Genomic DNA, 207 nt, shown 5'->3' with positions numbered 1-207 from the left:
TGCCCGTGCAGCGGTTCGGCTATCGCCAGCTGATGTACTACGTGGTCGTCAAGTCGGTGGTCATGGCCATCCGGGGCGGCCGGGTCGGCTGGGGCAAGCTGGAGCGTCGCGGCTCTGTCTCGGTGAAGGCCGGCGGATAACCGCGTTCCGCCGGGGCTTGCCTCCGGACCGGCGTGCGATAGCCTGCCTCTGATTTCGGGGGAGGGC

It is taken from the genome of Klebsiella sp. SWET4 (genome assembly GCF_024296565.1).
GTDB lineage: Bacteria > Pseudomonadota > Gammaproteobacteria > Enterobacterales > Enterobacteriaceae > Klebsiella > Klebsiella variicola.
The sequence above is the reverse complement of the archived record's forward strand: the minus strand, read 5'-3'. Positions refer to the sequence as shown.